This window comes from Sphingobium sp. TB-6, from assembly GCF_012927365.1.
In the GTDB taxonomy this organism is placed as follows: domain Bacteria; phylum Pseudomonadota; class Alphaproteobacteria; order Sphingomonadales; family Sphingomonadaceae; genus Sphingobium.
Map to the genome: position 1 here is coordinate 18,235 of NZ_JABBGL010000004.1, position 14,605 is coordinate 32,839.

Genomic DNA, 14,605 nt, shown 5'->3' on the forward strand with positions numbered 1-14,605 from the left:
TTAGGACGGAGTGGCGTCGGTCTCAACGGGCGGAAGCGGCAAATTCTCCTGCGCGGACGGAAAGGCCGGCTTGTGCCGCGCCAGCAGCTCGGGCGGCAGGGTGATGAGCCGGGGCGCAGCGGTGTAGAGCAGCCCCGCCTCGATCCTGCGATCGGGGAAGATCACCTGCAACGCGGCGGCATAGGCCGCCATCTGCCGGACATGGGCCAACGGAACCTCCTCCACGACAAGCGGCGATATGCGGCCTGTCTTGAAATCGATCAGTTGCACCAGACCGTCGCTGATGCGCAGCCGGTCGACGGTTCCGGCGATCACCGCCTCGCCCACGACAGCGGCGATCGGCGCTTCGGCCAGCGCATCCGGTCCGAAAAGCCCGGCAAATTGCGGGTCTTCGATAACGCGCAACGTCTGCTTGATGACGTCATGCCGCCGCGCAGGATCGGCAAGACCCTGTTGCGCCAGCCATTTGTCGGCACGCAGGCGGCGGCTGTCGGGCGGCACATCGGCCAGCCGCTCGAACAGCCGATGCAACCAGCGGCCCCGCTCGGCCGCATCCCGCATCGCAGGGGTCGGCGGCGGATAGGGCACATCATCCTCCACAGCGGCAGACGGCGCCAAGGGACGCGGCGGCCGCGCTTCCGCTGGAGCGGGACGACGCAACCAGGATGGCTCGTTGTGAACCGCCTGATTTTCCGCGATGCCATGTTCCGCCGGTTTCGAGGGGAGAATCTCACTCCCGCGCCAACTGCGCCGCGCACCCCAGAGCGGATCGGCCTCCCATTCCGCCTCCAGCGAGATCAGCGCACCTTCGACAGCCGCATACCAGCTTTCGGGCTTGACCTCCCCCTTGGCCCTGGGTCCGAGCGATCCGGCGACGACCAACCTTTCTTCCGCTCGCGTCAGGGCGACATAGAGCAGGCGCCAATGCTCGGCGCGTTCGACGGCGCTCGCTTCCTCTGCCACCTGTCCGATCGCGCCCTGCCGTTCCGCCTTGCGCGGCGCGATGATCGGCAACCCGTTCCATTCGAGCGAATCCGCGCGATTACCCGCATCCGGATCAAGGCAGGCATCAGCAAGAATGACGATGGGCGCCTGCAAACCCTTGGCGCCATGCACCGTCAGCAGACGCAGCGAATCGCCCTGCGCGGCGGCATCGCGTACGATCTCCACCTCGCCCCGGTCGAACCAGTCGATGAAGCGCTGGAGCGAGGGATAATCGTCATTCTCGAAGGCGAGCGCGGCGTTCAGCAATTCCTCGATCGGATCGGCGGCTTCGGAGCCCAGGCGCTCGATCAGGCGGCGGCGGCCATCCATCGGGCCGGACAATATCGCCTCCAGATAGCGATAGGGGGTGGTGAAGTCCGCCTGCCCCAGCAACTGGCGCAAAGGCTCCAGCAGCGCAGCGTCCAGCGTCTGCGTCAGATGCTGCCACAGCCCGGCGCGCCGGTTGATGAGGCGGTCCATCAACGCGTCCTGCGTCCACCCGATCAGCGGCGAGACCAGCAGCGCGGCGAGGTTCAGATCATCCTCCGGCTGCACGGCAAAGCGCAGCGCCGCCAGCAGATCGCGCACCGCCAGCGGCGCGTTCAACCGCAGGCGGTCGATGCCCGCCACCGCGACCTTTTCCTCATAGAGCCGGGCCACGATCAGCCGCGCCAGTTCGCTGCGGCGGCGGACCAGGATCATGAAGTCGCCCGCCGTCACCGGGCGGCCCCGGCTTTCCAGCATCAGCCCGTCATCGATCCACTGCCTGATCTGGCGCGCAATGGTTTGCGCCAGAACGCGCTCCTGATCGGCGGCCCAATCCTCTTCCCCCTCGGCCTCGTCGGACAGGCCCGCGACCACAGGCTTCCAGAGCAGCACTTCGCCGGGGAAGCGATTCGCGCTGATATGCCGGACTTCGCCCGGTTCCAGCCCGAAACGCTCGGCGCGCAGCGTCGCGATGGTGCGGTCGACCACATCCAGAACCGCGGGCGTCGAGCGGAAGCTGTGCTGAAGCGAGAGGTCGTAAAAAGGATGACTCGCATCCTCGGCATGGCGCTGGAAGACGATCTGCGCGGCCCGGAAAGATTCGGGGCTGGTGCCCTGAAAACCGAAGATCGCCTGCTTGAAATCGCCCACGGTGAAGATGGTGCGGACCTTGTCGCCCTTCGCCCCTTCGCCTGCGAAAAACTCCGCCGCCAGCGCGCCGACGATCTGCCACTGGCTGACATTGGTATCCTGCGCCTCGTCCACCAATATATGGTCGATGCGCTGATCAAGCTTGTAGCGTATCCAGTCGGCAATGCCGGGCTGGGACAGAAGTTGCGCGGTGTTGGCGATCAGGTCGTCGAAATCGACCGCGCCCGCAAGTTGCTTGGCCTGGGCATAGGCGCGGGCATAAACCCGCCCGGCGTGCAGAGCCTTGGCGAGCAAAGCGGCATAGGCGGCGCGGAGCCTGAGGCCCAACAGTTCGGCACAACGCTCATGGATGCGTGCAATGGCGTCCCCATAGCCATCCACCGGGGGCGCCCAGCCTTTGGCGGTAGAGATCAGTTCGCCATCGGCCTTCGCCCAGACGACATGGAGATCGGTGAGCGTGGCCGCCCGCGCCGCCGGATCGAGATTCCGCCAGCGCGCGATCCGGTCGCAGCGCTCCAGCGCCCGACCCGTGCCCCAATCCGCATTGGCCTGCGCGATCCATATCAGCGTGCGCATATCGAACAGGTCGTCCGCGCACTGTGTGGCTATATGAGCGTCGATATCGCCTTCGGGCAGTTCCAGTTCCCGCAGCAGCCAGGGCGCGATATCCTCCGGCAAGGCCTTGAGCGCGTCCAGCCGGGCCGCACAGCGCAGCAGGAAATTCTCCGCGCCTCCCTCGCCCATGCGCAGGCTGAGCGCCTGCAAAGCTTCGATCAGCGCATCGTCGCCCTGCTGTTGTGCGACCACCACCATGTCGGCCAGCGTTTGGCGCGCCAGTGTTGCCTGCTCGCGCTGATCGAGCGGCCGGAAACCGGGCGGCAAGTCGGCCTCCAGCGGAAAAGCGGTCAGCAATTGCTGACAAAAGCCGTGAATCGTCTGGATGCGCAGGCCGCCGCCAGTCGACTCCAGCACTTCGGCAAAAAGGCGGCGCGCCCGGTCGCGGGCTTCCGGGCCGGACTCCTCGCTCAAAGCCTCCAGATCGTGGAAGAGATCGCCTTCCTCCATCTGCACCCAGGCGGCGAGCCGGTCATGGATGCGATCGGCCATCTCCGCCGCGCCCGCCTTGGTAAAGGTCAGGCAGAGGATATTTTCCGGCCGCACCCCTTGCAGCAGCAGACGGAAAACGCGCGCGGTCAGCACATGGGTCTTGCCCGTGCCCGCCGATGCCGACAGCCACACATGGGCGTCGGGCGCGGCGGCCTGCGCCTGGGCGCCGGCCAGCGGTTGCAGAGCCTTGGCCTTTTTAGCCATCGTCGCGGCCATACCATTCCTCCAGCCGCATGAGCTGGTCATAATCGCCATAGTTCGCGACTTCGGGGTTCACCTGCGCATCGAAGGGCGCCGAACCGAGGAGGTAGGTGGCGGCAATATCCTCGAACTGCGCGTAGACTTGGGAGGTGAAGTCGGCGGTGATGATCTTGTCCCGCTTGCCCATCGGATCGACCGGGCTTTCCCGATAGCCAAAGGCGTCGCCCTTCTTGGCGAGCGACCAATATTCGAAGCTCCCCGCCACAGGCGCCGTGTGGGGACCGGGAAAGCCGTCATGCTCCGCGATCAGGCCCAGCAATCCGAGCTGAAGCGCATAGCCAGCCTTGACCTGCCGGGCGCTGGGGGGCTTGCCGGTCTTGTAGTCGACAATGCCGAGCTTCCCGTCCGGCAGCAGGTCGATGCGGTCGGCCTTGCCGGTGAGCGTGACCCCTGCAATGTCCGCACGGCCGTCAATCTCGACGGAAAGGATCTTGCGCCCAGCGGCGAGGTCGCTCGCCACCTCGGCGGCGATCCAACGGATCGCTTCGATCAGGCGCGGCTGCCAGAGCGCTTTCAGCAAGGGATGCACATTCGGCTGGTCGAACATCGCCCGCGCACGGGCTTCGAGATCGGCCAGGTCGCGGCTGCCCGCCTCTGCCCATTGCTGGAGGATTTCATGTACCGCCGTGCCGCGCCAGGCCGGCCCGGCATCGGCGTCCACCGGATCGAGCCGCGCCAGACGCAGGATGCGCTTGGCGTAAAAGGCGTAAGGGTCGGCCTTCAACCGATCGACATCGGTGACGGGAATGACTTTCGGGCGCACCGACAGCGGCGGCACCGGCGCGGGGCGGCTGGCGGGCCGGTGGTCCGCCGCATCATCGATCGCTTGCGCCAGCGCGGCATAGCGATCGGCGCTTTTCCATTGCGGCCCCGTCATGGCCTTCAGCCGCAGCCAGAAGCGCGAAGCGACCGCCGGGCCGCCCGATCCGCGCCGGGCCCGCGTGATAAGGATTTGCGGCGCACCCAAGGCACTCGCAAAATCATGGGCGGCAAGGCCGATCCGGCTTTCCAGTCCCGGCAGCCCGATTTCCCGCCGGATGCGGGGCGCCAGCCAGGGATCGGGCGCGGGCAAGCCCGGCCATGTACCCTCGTTAAGGCCGCTCAGGATCATCAGGTCCGTCTGCACCAACCGCGCTTCGATCAGGCCAAGGATGCTGATGCGAGGATGTCCCCCCTGCGGCGGGCGCACCGACAGCCCGCCCAGAAGATGGTCGAACAGGGCTGGCAGCGCACGTATGTCGGCCTGGCGCGGCCCTTCGCTAGCCGCCTCCTCCATCTCAGCGAAGAGGTCGGCGGCGGCATGGCCCTGATGCCCGGCCCAGACCGCATCGCGCGACAGGCGACCGGCATGTTCGCGAATGACCGCCAACTGCCCGGCCAGGTCCGGCGCGGCCAGAAAGGCTTGTTCCAACGGTTCGAGCAGGGTGCGGGCTTCCGCCCACCAATGCCGCGTGCGAGCGCGCAGCGTGCGCTGCCGATCTTCACCCTCGCGGTCGCCAAGCAGCAGGTCGAGACCGACGATCCCCGCCTGCGGCCTTGGCCCGCGCAGCAGCAGGTCGAGACCCCGCACGCCCTCCAGCCAGGCGAGCCGCCCCTCCCCGCGCATGACGAGCGGATGCTTGAGCAGGGTTAGCAACGCAACCGGCGCAAAGCGTTCCGCCAATGCTTCCGCCATGGCGATCAGCAAGGTTCCGGGCGGCAAGCGAGACAGCGGTTGCCCGGCGGAATCGTCGGCGTCGATGCCCCAGCGCTTGAGATGCGCGGACACGCGGGTCGCCAATTGCCGGTCCGGCGTCACCAGAGCGGCGGTGCGGCCCGGCGTCTCCACCGCTTCGCGCAGAGCAATGGCGATGGCCTGCGCCTCCTCGCCGGGTGTCGCGACCTCCAGCGCCTCCACCCCCGCGAGCGAGCGATCCGCCGTCTTGAGATCGCGCCAGCGGCTGGTTAGGCGCGGCGGCAGCATGGCGTTGGAAATATTGCGTCCCCGCACGGCGCGGGCGTCATGCTCGCTGCCCCAGCGCCAGAGCGCCACATCGTCACGCGTCGCGCTCATCCGGTCGAGCAGGCGCTTCAGGGCGTATTGGGGATGGGTTTCATGCCCCGCGGGCGCCCGGCCGGTCAGTGGATCGGCGTCAAAGGGACCGATAGCATCCCAGGCGTCGCCATCCATCTCCTGATCCAGACCGGCAAAGACTACAGCGCCCTTGGGCAGCAGCGCGATCCGCCGCAGCAGCGCGGCAATCGCCGGGGCCGTCGTGGACATGCCCGCGGCAATGACGAAGCCCTCGGGCGGCGCCTTCGCCCAGCGGGCGGACACACGATCCAGCAGCCGATTGCGGCGATCCGCCAGATCGATGCAACCGAGCCGCGCTAGTTCCTGCGGCCATTGCGCCAATAGGATGCCGAACAGCTTGAGCGAGGTCTGCCAATGCTGCGACAGTTCGTCGGACAAAGTGAGATCGGCCAGCGCGGTGACCGAAAGCCGCTCAACCTGTATCTGATCGAGGACCGTGCCCAGCGCCTGGGCGAGTTGCAATGCCTGCCCCGCGTCCACCGGGTGCGCCGATGCCTGCTGGACCATCCGCGCCAGGATCATCTGGCGGCGCATCGGCGCTATGGCGGGCGGCACAGCCTCGTCCTCGCCCAGCGGATCGAGCGCGCTGCCGACCTGTTCGCCCAGATCGGCATCACCCAATGCGACAAGGCGCGGCAATAGCAGCCCGCCGCCCGATTTCCGCACGAAAGCGTCGCTGACCGACCGGACGGCGCGATTATTGGGCAACAGGATCATGCCCTGCGCCAGCCGCATCGGATCGCCGCCATGCTGGGCGAGGAGGCCCGCGACCAGCGCATCGGAAAAGGCGCGGTGCGCCGGTATGTTGAACAGCGCCGGGCGGGTGCGGTCACCCATCGGCCAGCATCGTCTCCACGGCGGGGATGGCCTGCGGCGTGCCGACATCGAACCACAAGCCCTGGTGCGAGACGCCATAGAGGCGCCCCGCCTCTATCGCCCGATTCCAGAAGACATTGGTCGAAAAGACCTCCGACGGCGGATCGACAAGCAGGCTGGGCGACATGATCTGGACGCCGGTAAACACGAAGGGCGCGACATGGGCCGTCTTGCGCCGGGTCAGCCGGCCGTTCGCGTCCATATGAAAATCGCCCGGCCCCTTATGGCAATTGGCGCGGGCCAGCGGGACCAGCAGCAGCAGGGCGTCCATGCGCTCCGGATCCCAGATCTTCCGCATCATGCCCAGCGTTTCCTGTGGGCCGTCGATCCACAGATTGTCGCTGTTGGCGCAGAAAAAGGGCGCATCGCCAAGCTGCTCCCTGGCATGGATCAACCCGCCGCCGGTCTCCAGCAGCTTCCGGCGTTCGTCGGAAATCGCCACCTGCATGCCGTTGCAATGCGCATGCAGATGCGCCTCGACCGTGTCGGCCAGATAGTGGACATTGACCACCAGCTTCCTGATGCCACCCGCCGCCAGCCGATCCAGCGCATGGTCCATCAGCGGCTTGCCCGCCACCTTGACCAGCGGCTTGGGGCGGGTCGCGGTCAAAGGGCGCATGCGCTTGCCCAATCCTGCGGCCATCAGCATCGCGGTATCGATCATGCGGGGGTGAAATCCTGTAACGCGTGATGACGCTTGTCGGCAGGAATATTGGCCGCGAACCAAGCCGCCACGGGCGCCAGCGCGGGATGGGCGAGGTCGCGCTCCAGCAAATCCCACATGCGCGGCAGATAGGACAGATAGCGCGGTTTGCCGTCGCGCTTCCACAAACGGGTGAAGATACCGATGATCTTCGCATTGCGCTGCGCGCCCAGCACAGCATAGGCGGCGTCGAAATCCGCTGGCGGATTGGCGATGGCGCGATAATGGTCGAGCATCGCCGCCTCCAGCGCGGGAGGCACGTCGCGCCGCGCATCCTGGAGCAACGAAACGAGGTCATAGGCCGGGTGCCCGGCCAGCGCGTCCTGAAAATCGAGCAGACCCAGCCCATGGGAAGCCGCCCGGTCGATCAGCATGATATTTTCCGCGTGATAATCGCGCAGCACCGTGACGACCGGGCTGGCCGATTGCTCGACGATCGGCAGGACCGCGTCCCAAGCCTCGGCATAGGCATCCTCATCCACCGGCAGACCAATGGCAGGACAATAATATTCGGTCAGAAGGCCGGCTTCGCGCTGATAGACTGCGCGGTCATAGGGCGGAACATCGGCGGGCGGCAGACGATGCAGGGCAGCCAGCAAATCGACGGCGCGGCTATACACATCCCATTCCGCGTCGGGCACGTCCTCGACATGCTCCTTGACGCGCAGATCACCGAAATCCTCGATCAGAACCAGCCCTTCTTCCAGATCGCGGGCCAATATCTGTGGCGCGGCAAAACCGTTCGCCGTCAGATGCTCTGCAATGGCGATAAAGGGGCGCGGGTCTTCATGGGGTGGCGGCGCGTCCATCAGCACCGCCCGGCGCGCACCGTCGATCGCGCGGAAATAGCGGCGGAAAGACGCATCGCCAGCCAGCGGCACGATGGCGGCATGCTCCCACCCCGCTTGCGCGAGGAAAGCGGGAGCGGCGGCGGGCGGGATCATATCTGTGACCATCGCTCCGTCCAAGCGTCCGGCACGCGCGCTGTCAAGCGCCGAGCGCCATCGAGTTCGATGCCGATGTGGAACCGCAAGGCTTCGGGCCAGGCGCCCTCTCCCAGCCGGTCGGGCCATTCGACGATCAGCAGGCTGTCCATCAGATACTCGTCCAGCGCCAGTTCCTCCGCTTCCTCGGGCCTGTCGAGCCGGTAGAGGTCGACATGAGCAACGGGCAGGCGGACTTCGGGAATGTCATAGGGCTGGACGATGGCGAAGCTGGGACTAGGCGCTTCTTCCTCCAGCCCCAGCCCTTCCAATATGCCTCGGGCCAACGTCGTCTTGCCTGCGCCAAGTCCGCCTTCCAGCGCGATCACGTCACCTATGCGGACAAGCGCGGCCAGACGATGCCCGAATGCCAGCATCTCGCCCTCCCCCGCCAGGATGATTTCGTTCTCAGTCACGGGGCAGCTCGATCACGACCATGGTGCCCTGCCCCGGTTCCGACACCAGTTGAAGCGTCCCGCCATGCGCCTGCGCCAATTGCCTGGCGAGCGGCAGGCCGATCCCCGCCTTGCCGCCGTTGCGCGCCTGCTCGGTCCGGGAGGAAGCGTCGAAGATGGTCCCCTGCCGCTTGGCGCTGATGCCCGGACCATTATCCGACACGACAAGACGCGCATTGTCCGCCGTGCCGTCGCCATGCAGCAGAACGCGGCCGCCCCGGCTGCAATAGCGCACCGCATTTTCCAGCAGATGATCCAGCGCCTGCCCGATCCGGCGCTTGTCGCCCTGCACCGTGCCCAGGCTGGACTGGAGCGACATGGCAAGGTCGATCCCCTTGGCGGTGGCGTCGCCCTTGATCCGCGCCACGGCGTCGCGGGCTTCCACCGCCAGGTCCACCGGCGCTTTTTCTATGGGCAGCATCCCCGCCTCGCCCTGCGTCAAATCCAGAACATTGTCGATCAGCATGGAGAGCCGGTTGGTGCTCTGCAGGATGCCGTCGACATATTCCCTGGCGGACGTGCTGAGCTCTCCCGCATAACCCGCGCTCATCATTTCCGCGAAACCGGCGATGGTGGTGAGCGGCGTGCGCAACTCATAGCTCATATTGGTGACGAAGGCGGTCTTCACCTTATCCGCCTGCTCCAGCGCGTCGTTGCGGTCGCGCAGCACCTGTTCCACGCGGCGGCTGTCGGTGACGTCGAGCATGGTGAACAGCGCATTGCCGTCGGGCAGCGGGATCGCTGCGAATTCGAAGATGCGCCCATCCGCGAAGCCGACATGACCGACGCGCTGCTTGCGTTCCACCGTGGCGGCCCGCACCAGTTCGCGAACGAGATTCGCCTGCTGCGGCTTGGCCAGGCGCGATTGGACCGCTCGCATCAGTTCGTCGATGCGCGGATGCTTCGCCAGCAAATCCTCGGACACGTCCCAGATCGAGCGGAAACGGCTGTTCCAAAGGTGCAGGCGCCCATCGGAGGAAAATACGCCGATCGATTCGAACAGATTGTCGAATGTCGCCGTGCGGACGCGGAGCAGCGTATCGCGCGCGCTCGACAACTGGACTTGCTCGGTCCGATCCTCGAAGATCAGCAACAGCCCGCCATCGGGCAAAGGCTGCCCATAGACGCGCAAATGGGTGCCGTCGGCCAGCAGCCAATTTTCCTCGCGGGGATCGGGCGAGAGGAACCAGTCGCGCCTTTCCGCGCGCCACGCCGGGAAATCCCGGTTTTCGGGCAGTCGCCGCGCTTCGCGCATCTGGTCCAGCACCCGCTCGAAGGGCGGATTGTCCGCCAGCCACTCCTGGTCAAGCCCGAACAGGCTCATGAAGGGCTGGTTCCAGAAGCGCAATGCCCGGTCGGACCCAAAGCGCGCCACGCCGGCGGACAGGCGGTCCAGCAAGTCCCGCTGCGCCGCCTCCAACCGCCGATGTTCGACGCGGGACTGTTCCAGCTCATTCTGGTCCATCGCGAAACCGGCCACGCCCGCCGTCCCGAGCGGGACGTCGACGACGCGCATGGTCCGCCTCTCGCCGTCGATCGTGGCGGGCACCATGCGCTCGACGGGCGTACCGTCGGCAAGCGTCTGAGCAGCGGCGGCTTGCGGTGTGAGGCCGCCGACCGTCTCGACCAGTTCGGTGCCATGGGCAATGACTTCGCGGGCGCTTTCGCCGTCCACCGCCCGGACATAGGCGGTGTTGACGAGGCTGAGCCGCATGTCCGCCGTGCGATGCCACATCGGGAAGGGCGCCGCCTCCACCAGTCCCGCCAGTGCTTCCAGCGCCTCGCGGAGCTGTTCGACCTTGCCCTTCAGCGTCTGGATTTCCGACTGGCTGTCGGTCGCGTCGAAAATCCAGAGCACGACCCCGCCGCTTTCGGCCAATACCGGCCCCGCGGGCGCGCCCCGCACCAGCAACAGGCGGGACGAATCGACGCCCCGCACCGGCAGCGCGAAGCTGCGGCCCGCGCGCTGGGCGGCGGCGATTTCCTGCGCCAATGCGGCGGCGTCATCGGCTTCCAGGCCGCCGTCGGGTGCGGTCAATTCGGACACGAAGGTCGGCACCCGATCCTTGCCAAGCCATTTGGCAAGCCGGTCGGCCGCTTCCAGCCGGCCATCGGGGTGGATGACGATGGGGGCGGCCGGTGCGGAGGCAAGCAGAACCGACAGCCGATCCAGCTTGCCCTGAGCCTGCATGCCTTCGCGACGCCGGCGCTGGCCGCTGGACAGCGCCCAGATCGCCGCGCCCAGCCATGCGGCCAGCACGACGCCGAGAATCACGGCGGCAAGTGGGGTCAACGTCATTACGCCCTACTTCACCCTCATCGCGAAAAATTGCCCCCGTGCATGATCTTGAGGGGACTAACCCAAGTCAGATGCAGCGTGAAGCGCTGAGATGGAAAGAATTATATGCGGGGCGACGGCGTCGCCGGCCTTTTGGATGAGCTTGGGTGATTGTCTGGCCGCGAAACCCGGAGCGGCAATGGGTAAGATGGCCCTTATTTCCGTCATCTCAGCGAAAGCTGGGATCTCTTGAGGCCAGGTCGTGCGTTATCGCTCGAGATTCCATCTTTCGCAGGGATGACGATATTATCAAACGTCCACTTTGGGTCGAAATCCGACAGAGCACTACTCAGCCCTGCGGCATACCAGCCAAGCTATGCCATCTTCACTGCCGATGTTTGAGAGCTTCGTGGTGAGGATATGTCCGAGCATTTTCTTGCCCGGGAATTGGTGGAGCCTAGCGGGATCGAACCGCTGACCTCCTGCATGCCATGCAGGCGCTCTCCCAGCTGAGCTAAGGCCCCATCGTTGCGCGGCATCATACCGCATCCCAATGGATCGAACCATGTCCGGCTTCGCGCCGTCGGCCCGGATGTCTGGACGCCCGTCGTTTGCATTGGGGAGCGTTGATCGAGGTCGTTTGCAACCTCACCACACCCCTCGCTTACGCCCGGGAGTTTTTCGGGAAAATGCCCCGCGGACATTTTCTTTATCCGAAAAACTGGTGGAGCCTAGCGGGATCGAACCGCTGACCTCCTGCATGCCATGCAGGCGCTCTCCCAGCTGAGCTAAGGCCCCGTTTTCCAGTGTCGGCGCCGTTTGGGTCCGGCGCCTGCGAGGTCGCTGCCATTAGGTGGCAGCTTCCTCCTTGGCAAGCATAAAATTCACTTAATTGTCGTCGTCGCCATCATCGGCGGCGGCATCGACGCCCAGGTCGTCGTCACCACCCAGATCGACATCATTATCCGGCGAATCACCGTCATCATCAACGTCCAGATCCAGGTCCAGATCGTCATCAGCCGTCTCGATTTCGCCATCGGCGGTTTCGATGACCTTCTTGGGCGCTTCCTCATAAGGCAGCGGCTGTTTCGACTTCAGCACCGGTTCCGGTTCCCAGGCCGTGCCGCAGTTGATGCAGGTGACCGGGTCATCCTTACCCAGGTCGTAGAAGCGCGTGGCGCATTTCGGGCAGGTACGCTTCGTGCCCCATTCAGCCTTGACCATGTCCGGCCTTGTCCTTCTTGCGAGTGCTCAAAATGGATATTACGCGGCACGACTGGGTCGCCCGCGAAGAGACGGCGCCTTGCCATAGCCAAACCGCGCTGTCAAAAGCCGGGCGCAATTTTTCAGTTCCTTCCAGACGGATTGACCCGTGACCGCTTCTTTCGACCACCCAACTCCCATGACCTTCACTGCCGCGCCGCCGCTTTCCGGTTCGGTCACCGTGCCGGGCGACAAGAGCATTTCGCACCGCTCGCTGATGCTCTCGGCGCTGGCCGTGGGCGAAAGCCGCGTCGAAGGTCTGCTGGAAGGCGAAGACGTCCTTGCCACCGCCGCCGCCATGCGCGCCATGGGCGCGGACATCCGCAAAGACGAGGAAGGCATCTGGCACGTTCACGGCGTCGGCGTGGGCGGCCTGCTCCAGCCCGAAAGCGCGCTCGACATGGGCAATAGCGGCACCTCGACCCGCCTGCTGATGGGCCTGGTCGCCAGCCACGCCATCACCGCGACCTTCGTCGGCGACGCGTCCTTGAGCAAACGTCCCATGGCCCGAGTCACCGAGCCGCTGTCCCGCATGGGCGCCGGCTTCACGACCAGCCCCGGCGACCGTCTGCCGCTGACCATGCGTGGCGCATGCCCGGCCGTGCCGCTGGACTATCGCCTCCCCGTCGCCTCCGCGCAGGTCAAGTCGGCCATCCTGCTCGCGGGGCTCAACACCCCAGGCATCACGCGTATCGTCGAGCCCATCCCCACCCGCGACCATAGCGAAAAGATGCTGAAAGGCTTCGGCGCCGATCTCAATGTGGAAGTCGAGACGGACGGCACTCGCATCATCACGCTGAAGGGCGAAGCCGAACTCCGCCCACAGTCGATCGTCGTGCCCGGCGACCCTTCCTCCGCCGCTTTCCCGATGGTCGCCGCGCTGCTGGTTCCCGGTTCCAAGGTCATCATCGCCAATGTCGGCCTCAACGCGACCCGCGCCGGCCTTGTCGACCTGCTGCGCGAAATGGGTGGCGATATCGCCATTGAAAATCCACGCGACGTGGGCGGCGAGCCGGTGGGCGACCTCGTCATCACGGCCTCGGCGCTCAAGGGTGTCGAACCCGACCCTGCCCGCGCTCCGTCGATGATCGACGAATATCCCGTGGCCTTCATCGCCGCCGCCTTCGCGGAGGGCCGCAGCATCTTCCGGGGTCTGGAAGAATTGCGCGTCAAGGAATCGGACCGCATCGCCACCATGGCGGCGGGCCTGCGTGCCATTGGCGTCACGGTCGAGGAGCTGGAGGACGGCATCGTCATAGAGGGCAGCGGCGGCGCGCTCCTTCCCGGCGGCGGCCCGATCGCCACGAAGCTCGACCACCGTATCGCCATGAGCTTCGCAATCGCCGGCCTCGTGTCGAAAAATGGCGTCACCATAGACGACATGCGCCCGGTTGCGACCAGCTTCCCCGGCTTCACCGCCCTGTTGCAGACGCTCGGCGCCATGGCATGAATTTCGACCTGGCCAACATCATAGGCCTGATCGGCAGCGGCCTGATGGTCATTGCCTATGCCTATAGCAACATGGCGAAGCTGCTCAATTTCACCCTCTTCAACCTGCTGAACCTGATCGGCTCGCTGCTGCTGATCTATTCGCTGATGGTTCATTTCAACGTCGCGTCGATGGCGCTGGAAGTCGTCTGGGCCTTCATTGCCCTGATCGGGCTCGCCAAGGCGCTGCGGAAAGGCAAAACATCATGATCATCGCCGTGGATGGCCCAGCCGCATCGGGCAAAGGCACGATCGCCAAGGCGCTCGGCCGCCATTACGGCCTGCCCGTCCTCGACACCGGCCTGCTCTATCGCGCAGTGGGCCTCGCCGTCCTCAAGGCCAGCGGGGATCCCGATCATGAAGCCGACGCGCTGGCCGCCTGCGATTTTGACGACGCGATGCTGAACGACCCGGCGCTCCGCAACGAAGCCGTCGGATCGCTTGCCTCCCGCGTTTCGATCCATCAGAGCGTCCGCAAAGCCTTGGTCAAGCGTCAGCGCGACTTCGCCACCCAGCCCGGCGGCGCCATCCTCGACGGCCGCGACATCGCGACGGTCATCGCGCCCGATGCCGATGCCAAGATCTTCGTCACCGCCAGCGTCCATGTCCGCGCCCAGCGCCGTTATGACGATGCCCTGTCGCATGGCAGCCATCCCGATATGGACAGCCTGATCGCGGACATTCAGGCCCGCGACACCCGCGACATGAGCCGCGATCATGCCCCCCTGCGCGTGGCGGATGGAGCGGACTTGCTCGACACCAGCAATTTGACTATAGACGCGGCCGTCCAGCAGGCCATTGCACTGGTGGACGCTCAGTTGGAACGTCGGCCAAAAGCCTGACGCGATGACGGCGCTTGGGATTCCCAGGCGCCCTTTTCGCTTATCCGCGGGGCGTCGACTCGTCAGGGCCGAAAGGATGTTCGCACGGTATTCGGCCGTGCGGGCGCTTTGGCCTGAAAGACCACCGGAGACAACCGGTAGGCCAGCAATGACG

At 65.8% G+C, this 14,605-nt stretch carries 10 protein-coding genes and 2 tRNA genes; 3 read left to right on the forward strand and 9 right to left on the reverse strand.

The annotated features are described in order from the left end of the window. From addA to HHL26_RS07155, 9 genes are all read right to left on the reverse strand, one after another. A complete protein-coding gene (gene addA, locus HHL26_RS07115; protein WP_169576059.1) occupies window positions 1-3,444 on the reverse strand; it encodes a double-strand break repair helicase AddA in 3,444 nt (1,147 codons plus the stop codon). Further along, window positions 3,425-6,400, reverse strand: coding sequence for a double-strand break repair protein AddB (gene addB / locus HHL26_RS07120; protein ID WP_066557523.1), 2,976 nt, complete (start codon window positions 6,398-6,400; stop codon window positions 3,425-3,427). The genes addA and addB overlap by 20 nt, the downstream gene beginning before the upstream one ends. Next, the gene (locus HHL26_RS07125) at window positions 6,393-7,103 is read right to left on the reverse strand and encodes a nucleotidyltransferase family protein (protein WP_066557515.1); all 711 of its coding nucleotides are present in this window, start codon (window positions 7,101-7,103) and stop codon (window positions 6,393-6,395) included. Before HHL26_RS07125 ends, addB begins: the two co-directional genes overlap by 8 nt. After that, a complete protein-coding gene (locus HHL26_RS07130; RefSeq protein ID WP_169576063.1) occupies window positions 7,100-8,086 on the reverse strand; it encodes a phosphotransferase in 987 nt (328 codons plus the stop codon). The genes HHL26_RS07125 and HHL26_RS07130 overlap by 4 nt, the downstream gene beginning before the upstream one ends. Further along, the gene (gene tsaE, locus HHL26_RS07135) at window positions 8,083-8,541 is read right to left on the reverse strand and encodes a tRNA (adenosine(37)-N6)-threonylcarbamoyltransferase complex ATPase subunit type 1 TsaE (protein ID WP_087574231.1); all 459 of its coding nucleotides are present in this window, start codon (window positions 8,539-8,541) and stop codon (window positions 8,083-8,085) included. The genes HHL26_RS07130 and tsaE overlap by 4 nt, the downstream gene beginning before the upstream one ends. Beyond that, window positions 8,534-10,879: a PAS domain-containing sensor histidine kinase gene (locus tag HHL26_RS07140; RefSeq protein ID WP_066557507.1), complete on the reverse strand. Its 2,346-nt coding sequence runs from the start codon at window positions 10,877-10,879 to the stop codon at window positions 8,534-8,536. Before HHL26_RS07140 ends, tsaE begins: the two co-directional genes overlap by 8 nt. 427 nt (window positions 10,880-11,306) lie before the next feature. Beyond that, window positions 11,307-11,382: transfer RNA gene (locus tag HHL26_RS07145), tRNA-Ala, on the reverse strand. A gap of 198 nt (window positions 11,383-11,580) precedes the next feature. Further along, a tRNA-Ala gene (locus HHL26_RS07150) sits at window positions 11,581-11,656 on the reverse strand. Between the two features lie 90 nt (window positions 11,657-11,746). Continuing rightward, a complete protein-coding gene (locus tag HHL26_RS07155) occupies window positions 11,747-12,082 on the reverse strand; it encodes a TIGR02300 family protein (protein ID WP_066557504.1) in 336 nt (111 codons plus the stop codon). Between the two features lie 178 nt (window positions 12,083-12,260). Here HHL26_RS07155 and aroA point away from each other — a divergent pair, with 178 nt between their 5' ends. From aroA to cmk, 3 genes are read left to right on the forward strand one after another with little or no spacing between them, the layout of a single operon-like run. Further along, window positions 12,261-13,571, forward strand: coding sequence for a 3-phosphoshikimate 1-carboxyvinyltransferase (gene aroA / locus HHL26_RS07160; RefSeq protein ID WP_176392327.1), 1,311 nt, complete (start codon window positions 12,261-12,263; stop codon window positions 13,569-13,571). Continuing rightward, window positions 13,568-13,819: a hypothetical protein gene (locus HHL26_RS07165; protein ID WP_066557499.1), complete on the forward strand. Its 252-nt coding sequence runs from the start codon at window positions 13,568-13,570 to the stop codon at window positions 13,817-13,819. Before aroA ends, HHL26_RS07165 begins: the two co-directional genes overlap by 4 nt. After that, window positions 13,816-14,451: a (d)CMP kinase gene (gene cmk / locus HHL26_RS07170; RefSeq protein WP_066557497.1), complete on the forward strand. Its 636-nt coding sequence runs from the start codon at window positions 13,816-13,818 to the stop codon at window positions 14,449-14,451. The genes HHL26_RS07165 and cmk overlap by 4 nt, the downstream gene beginning before the upstream one ends. The last annotated feature ends 154 nt before the right edge of the window (window positions 14,452-14,605 follow it).

Excerpts from the sequence above, each read along its gene's own strand:
- addA (WP_169576059.1), bottom strand. The coding sequence starts at position 3,444 with ATGGCCGCGACGATGGCTAAAAAGGCCAAGGCTCTGCAACCGCTGGCC.
- HHL26_RS07130 (WP_169576063.1), bottom strand. The coding sequence starts at position 8,086 with ATGATCCCGCCCGCCGCCGCTCCCGCTTTCCTCGCGCAAGCGGGGTGG.
- HHL26_RS07155 (WP_066557504.1), bottom strand. The coding sequence starts at position 12,082 with ATGGTCAAGGCTGAATGGGGCACGAAGCGTACCTGCCCGAAATGCGCC.
- aroA (WP_176392327.1), top strand. The coding sequence starts at position 12,261 with ATGACCTTCACTGCCGCGCCGCCGCTTTCCGGTTCGGTCACCGTGCCG.
- cmk (WP_066557497.1), top strand. The coding sequence starts at position 13,816 with ATGATCATCGCCGTGGATGGCCCAGCCGCATCGGGCAAAGGCACGATC.
- HHL26_RS07125 (WP_066557515.1), bottom strand. The coding sequence starts at position 7,103 with ATGATCGATACCGCGATGCTGATGGCCGCAGGATTGGGCAAGCGCATG.
- addB (WP_066557523.1), bottom strand. The coding sequence starts at position 6,400 with ATGGGTGACCGCACCCGCCCGGCGCTGTTCAACATACCGGCGCACCGC.
- HHL26_RS07140 (WP_066557507.1), bottom strand. The coding sequence starts at position 10,879 with ATGACGTTGACCCCACTTGCCGCCGTGATTCTCGGCGTCGTGCTGGCC.
- HHL26_RS07165 (WP_066557499.1), top strand. The coding sequence starts at position 13,568 with ATGAATTTCGACCTGGCCAACATCATAGGCCTGATCGGCAGCGGCCTG.